This is a genomic window from Treponema sp. R6D11 (assembly GCF_054786075.1).
The window spans coordinates 1-5053 of the sequence record NZ_BDHD01000127.1 but is presented as its reverse complement, the minus strand read 5'-3'; the positions used below and the strand labels follow the sequence as shown (position 1 = coordinate 5053).

Here is a 5053-nt window from a genome sequence, read left to right as displayed (position 1 = left end):
GGAAGAAGAGACTGCTCTGCTTTTACGCCAACTTGGTTCATGGGAAGGAATAAATTTTGACGGCGGCGGCTCAACCGCACTTGCAATGCGTTTTGCAGACGGCAAAATAAGAGTGGTGAATACTCCCATTCACGGCGGTATTCAAGGGCAGGAAAGAGCGGTTGCAGGGTGTATAGGCGTAAAAATAAAAAGGAGTTTACAGTATGAATACTAAAAATTTTTATAGGTTGATTATTTTTATTATTATTTTATCGGGTTGTACTAAAAATAATAATTTGGAGCGACCTGCTGAAGTAAAAAATGAAAGTATAAAATTAAATGATTATGAAACATATGATACACAGGAAGGCTTCCCAAAATTTATGTATGTTATTGCCAAAGAAGGTCTTATAGAACGTACCAGACCTTCTACTAGCAGTGAAAGAGCAAGTCAAAAACCATACACATACGGAGAACAAATTGAAGTATTCTCAAGGCAAGATTATACGGATACAATTAATGGTATAACTGATTATTGGTATAGAACAACTGTTGGGAATGATAGATGGGTTTTTGGAGGTTATTTGTATGAAGAATTACCAGATGACTTGCCTTTTTTTATCGGGTACTGGGATGGTGGTCCGGGAACCAAATGGTATTATCGTTTTGACCCCGATCATACCATTGGTATGGGACAAAAGGAGATGGGTGGCGGAGGTTATGGAAAATGGAAATATATATTCACTTGAAATTGAACTTTACCCTATGTTTGAAGATGATGACCAAGATAGTTCTTTTTTTAATATTGAAATAACTATTATTAATAAAAATAAGATAATTATAGATGAAAGAAAAAACTGGCTGAATGATGAACCAATAGTAGCATTGAGAATGGAAACAGAATATTGACAATGACTAGATTAATCCTTCCAAGGAAAGATAAAATCTTTATGCATACATTAATTTGCCATGAGGTTCAGGTACTTCACGCCCAAGAGATTCTGCCGTTTCTATCCATTCATTAATAATTATTTCTGCGTTTTTAAGAGCTTCTGAATATGATTTACCATCTGCCATGCATCCTGCAAGTTCAGGTACTTCTGCGATATATGCGTTGTCAGCTTCACTCCAATAAATAATGATTTCATATTTATTCATCTTCTACCCCCAATTGGTATTTTACCATTAACTCCCTTATCTGTTTAATCTGATAGGCTTTGGCTTTTGAACCATCCGGTTGCAAATTAATTATTTCATCTATACCTTCATTAGAAAATATATGATGACTTCCTTTTATGCGCATTGAAAATCCAAACCTTTGCATTAATGAGACAACTTCGGAAAACAATATTGATTTATCTTGCCGACCTGATAAAATACGCTGAACCAACTTTCCATATTGTCCCATATATTAACAATATAATAATTTTAACAAAAAGTAAAGCAAGCAAAGACCTTCCCCCCCCCTTTGTGTCCTTCTCTTCCTTTGTGAGCTTTGTGTGAGGTCTTTCAGAATTAATCCTTCCAAGGGAAAATAAAATTCCTTAAAGTGCGATTGCCTGTTTTTTCACGTTCCTCTATCAATAATGCGTCCCAGGGGATTTTTTTGCGGTTGGCTTCGGGGTTGGCTTCTAGGTAATCGTATTTTAGTAAACGCAGACGCAATGCCTCGTCAAGGTAAAGAAGAACGCCGGCGGGACCGGGGAACATAAAGACAAAGATGATAGAAACCAGTAAAGCAAGCGTATTGTGTATTAATAAAAAAATTGCCATGCCGGTATTATCCAAAGAAATTAACATACACTTTTTGAAAGATTTTATTATATTCATGCCGAGCCTTGAGTAAACGGAAAAATAAAATTGAAAAGAAAGAAAAGCGAAAATTACTACCCACACAAGAATTGCCGATAAAATTAAACCCAATAACGAAGCCATGCTTGAATAAAACGGAATTACAATCGTCAATACAACATAAATAATAAATAAGAATACAAACATGGCTATTCCCGCAAGCCACGCTTTTTTAATGTTTTTGAAAAAATCCTGAAAAGTAAAATTCCCGTAATCGGAAACTGATTTTACCGTAAAAGCCGCCGTAGCAAGGTATATCGAACAGATAAGGATTCCAATAACGGAAAATATCAATACAAACAAATTAGAGCCAAAAATACCGGGGAGCAAAACGGGAAGGAGCGGGACAGCGGTACAAAGAAAAAAGCCCAAATTAAGCAGAACAATCCTAAACATATTGTCCCATAAATCATATAAAGTTTTTTTTATCAAAAAGCCAATCATAGGGAAATAATAACAGAATAGCGATTTACAGTCCATTGCCCCAATGAGCGTTTTTTTGTATAATTATGATTAAAGTGCCATTGTTTGTGTAGGAGAAAGAAATGATAGTAATGAAATTCGGCGGAAGCTCTGTGGCGGACGCGGAAAGAATACGCCATGTCGCAAGTATTGTAAAAACTCAAATGACAAAAAAACCGGTACTGGTGTTATCTGCTATGGGAGACACAACCGACCACCTTCTTGAAGCGGGAAACCTTGCCTTAAAAGAAGGAAAAGTCGAAATAAAACAAGTAGAAAAGTTGCACTTGGAAACTGTAAAAAAATTAAAACTTCCCGTTCAAAAAGAAATCTCAAACCTCTTGGACGAGCTTACACGGCTATTATCGGGAATCGCGCTTATTAGGGAACTTACTCCCAGAACAAAAGATTATCTTGTCTCCTTCGGCGAGCGGCTTTCAATCAGACTTGCTGCGGCATTTTTAAAAGCCTCCGGTATGAACGCAAGGGCTTTTGACGCATGGGATGTCGGTTTTATTTCCAATGCCGATTATACACGCGCCGAACTTTTAAAAGAAAGTTGGGATTTGATACCCGAAAAAATTCAGCCGCAGATAAGGGGTAATGTTCTTCCTGTTGTAACAGGATTTTTGGCAAAGGACGAGAAAGGCAGTATCACAACTCTTGGACGAGGCGGTTCGGATCTTTCGGCGACAATGATCGCGGCTGCGTGCAGAGCCGACGAGGTTCAAGTTTGGAAAGATGTCGATGGAATACTAACGGCGGATCCTCGAATTGTAAAAACAGCTCGACCTGTTCAACATGTTACTTACGAAGAAGCGGCGGAGCTTGCCTACTTTGGGGCGCAAGTCCTCCACCCAAGAGCCATGCTGCCGTGCATGAAGACAGGAACTCCAGTCCTTGTGAAAAATTCGTATAACATCGAAGCGCCCGGCACACGGATAGAAAGCGCGTCAAACTCGATAAAGAAAAGTCCGCCAGTACGCGCAATTACTTCAAAACACAATGTAACTCTTGTGGATATTGTCTCTACAAGAATGTTGGGACAATACGGTTTTCTTTCGGAAGTTTTTGCAATCTTTGCAAGGTACAATATTTCTATAGATATGGTCGCCACCAGCGAGGTGTCGGTATCTCTAACTCTGGATACCGCATACGATTTAGCCGAGGTGAAAAAAGAATTGAGTAAGATTGCAGGTGTGGAAGTAAAAACAGGAAAAGCGATAGTTTCAATCATTGGCAATGTTAAGCGCTCTTCTGAAATCCTGGCAAGGGCTTTTAGGATTTGTCAGCTAATCGGCGTACCCGTGCAGATGATTTCGCAAGGAGCGAGCAAGGTAAATATCAGTTTTATAGTGAACGAAACAGAAGCGGCGGAAGTTGTTAAATCTCTTCATGTCGATTTTTTTGACGCTTTAAAAAGTTCCGAGTCAGATTCTGCGGAGGATAAGAAATGAATATCGCGTTAATTGGTTACGGAAAAATGGGGAAAATGATAGAACAAGTCGCTCACTCTCAAGGTTATAAAATTTCAGCCATTGTAGATCCGTTTGCCGCAGACACCCAAGCGAGAGTAAAAATATCAAAATCAATCGCAGAAGCAGAGTTTAAGTCTGTTGATGTGGCAATTGAATTTACTAGACCTGATACGGCAGTAACAAACATATTAGCTCTTGCGGAAAAGAAAATTCCCATAGTAGTTGGAACAACCGCATGGCAAGGTCGTCTTGATGATATAACCAAAGCGATTGAGAAAGCGGACGCCTCACTTATTTGGGCGTCAAACTTTTCGATTGGGGTAAATATGTTTTACCGCATTGCGTGGTATGCGGCAGAATTGGCAAATAATTTTTCAGAGTACGATGTAGGCGGCTTTGAGGCTCATCATAATAAAAAAATAGACAGTCCTTCGGGAACGGCAAAAACTTTGGCTGAAGGCGTACTTTCCAGAATCAAGCGAAAAAAGAAAATTATCTGGGAAACCATGGGGCGCAAACCTGAAGCCGACGAATTACACTTTCCAAGTCTGCGAATGGGAAATGTCCCCGGTACACACAGCTTGTTTTTTGATTCCCAAGCAGATACAATCGAAATTACCCATACAGCCCGCGGACGCGAAGGTTTTGCGTCCGGTGCGGTAGAAGCCGCAAAGTGGCTTACGGCAAAAAAACGGCATGGGGTTTTTACAGTTGACGACATGATGAATGATTTATTCAAGGAGAATATATGACAGAGTTTCGCGGAGCATATACGGCACTTGTTACGCCGATGACACAATCAGGAGAAATTGACTATGAAGGTTTTCGCAAACTTATTCAATTTCAGATAACGGAAGGAATAGACGGCATTGTCCCGCTTGGAACAACCGGCGAGAACCCAACTCTTGATGAAGACGAAGAAGACAAACTTATAGAAATTGCCGTAAAAGAAGCCGCCGGAAAAATAAAAGTTATTGTCGGAGCAGGTTCAAACGACACAAAACACATGGTAAAGTATGTTGAACGCGCAAAAAGCTCCGGCGCAGACGCGGCTCTTGTAGTAACACCCTACTACAACAAACCCAACGACAGCGGAATGTTACGTCATTTTGAAGCCGCCGCAAAACCCGGCATACCTATCATTGTTTACAATATCGCATCACGCACAGGTAAAAATATCCCCACTCCTCTTATGAAGGAAATTGCGAAAATCCCAAACATTGCCGGAGTAAAAGAGTCTTCAGGCGACATAAACCAGATGGGAGATGTCATCAGGGAAATTG

General features: G+C 39.9%; 9 protein-coding genes. 6 read left to right on the top strand and 3 right to left on the bottom strand.

Going from position 1 to position 5053, the window contains the following annotated elements; all coding sequences use genetic code 11:
• The 3 genes from ACYVTD_RS09635 to ACYVTD_RS09625 all read left to right on the top strand — a co-directional run.
• Positions 1-214: phosphodiester glycosidase family protein (locus ACYVTD_RS09635; RefSeq protein WP_461247563.1), on the top strand; the 214-nt coding region annotated here is incomplete at its 5' end.
• Entirely contained in the window at positions 204-728 is a 525-nt protein-coding gene (locus tag ACYVTD_RS09630) for a hypothetical protein (protein WP_461247562.1), read from the top strand. The genes ACYVTD_RS09635 and ACYVTD_RS09630, both read left to right, overlap by 11 nt.
• Positions 700-888, top strand: coding sequence for a hypothetical protein (locus tag ACYVTD_RS09625; RefSeq protein WP_461247561.1), 189 nt, complete (start codon positions 700-702; stop codon positions 886-888). The genes ACYVTD_RS09630 and ACYVTD_RS09625 overlap by 29 nt, the downstream gene beginning before the upstream one ends.
• Positions 889-927: 39 nt before the next feature.
• Here the strand turns inward: ACYVTD_RS09625 and ACYVTD_RS09620 are convergent, their stop codons facing one another.
• The 3 genes from ACYVTD_RS09620 to ACYVTD_RS09610 all read right to left on the bottom strand — a co-directional run bounded on the left by ACYVTD_RS09620 (position 928) and on the right by ACYVTD_RS09610 (position 2226).
• Positions 928-1137, bottom strand: a complete 210-nt coding sequence (locus ACYVTD_RS09620) for a type II toxin-antitoxin system HicB family antitoxin (protein ID WP_461247560.1) — start codon at positions 1135-1137, stop codon at positions 928-930.
• Entirely contained in the window at positions 1130-1387 is a 258-nt protein-coding gene (locus ACYVTD_RS09615; protein WP_461247559.1) for a type II toxin-antitoxin system HicA family toxin, read from the bottom strand. The genes ACYVTD_RS09620 and ACYVTD_RS09615 overlap by 8 nt, the downstream gene beginning before the upstream one ends.
• Before the next feature lie 107 nt (positions 1388-1494).
• On the bottom strand, positions 1495-2226 hold the full coding sequence (locus ACYVTD_RS09610) for a YesL family protein (protein WP_461247558.1): 732 nt from the start codon (positions 2224-2226) through the stop codon (positions 1495-1497).
• Positions 2227-2375: 149 nt separating this feature from the next.
• Between ACYVTD_RS09610 and ACYVTD_RS09605 the strand changes: the two genes are divergently transcribed.
• From ACYVTD_RS09605 to ACYVTD_RS09595, 3 genes are all read left to right on the top strand, one after another.
• The gene (locus ACYVTD_RS09605) at positions 2376-3749 is read left to right on the top strand and encodes an aspartate kinase (RefSeq protein ID WP_461247557.1); all 1374 of its coding nucleotides are present in this window, start codon (positions 2376-2378) and stop codon (positions 3747-3749) included.
• Entirely contained in the window at positions 3746-4522 is a 777-nt protein-coding gene (dapB, locus tag ACYVTD_RS09600; RefSeq protein ID WP_461247556.1) for a 4-hydroxy-tetrahydrodipicolinate reductase, read from the top strand. The genes ACYVTD_RS09605 and dapB overlap by 4 nt, the downstream gene beginning before the upstream one ends.
• A partial coding sequence (locus ACYVTD_RS09595) for a dihydrodipicolinate synthase family protein (protein ID WP_461247555.1) occupies positions 4519-5053 on the top strand: 535 nt, incomplete at its 3' end. The genes dapB and ACYVTD_RS09595, both read left to right, overlap by 4 nt.

Bases quoted from the DNA above. Each gene is read 5' to 3' on its own strand.
- ACYVTD_RS09630 (WP_461247562.1), top strand. From the start codon at position 204: ATGAATACTAAAAATTTTTATAGGTTGATTATTTTTATTATTATTTTA.
- ACYVTD_RS09625 (WP_461247561.1), top strand. From the start codon at position 700: ATGGAAAATGGAAATATATATTCACTTGAAATTGAACTTTACCCTATG.
- ACYVTD_RS09620 (WP_461247560.1), bottom strand. From the start codon at position 1,137: ATGAATAAATATGAAATCATTATTTATTGGAGTGAAGCTGACAACGCA.
- ACYVTD_RS09615 (WP_461247559.1), bottom strand. From the start codon at position 1,387: ATGGGACAATATGGAAAGTTGGTTCAGCGTATTTTATCAGGTCGGCAA.
- ACYVTD_RS09610 (WP_461247558.1), bottom strand. From the start codon at position 2,226: ATGTTTAGGATTGTTCTGCTTAATTTGGGCTTTTTTCTTTGTACCGCT.
- ACYVTD_RS09605 (WP_461247557.1), top strand. From the start codon at position 2,376: ATGATAGTAATGAAATTCGGCGGAAGCTCTGTGGCGGACGCGGAAAGA.
- dapB (WP_461247556.1), top strand. From the start codon at position 3,746: ATGAATATCGCGTTAATTGGTTACGGAAAAATGGGGAAAATGATAGAA.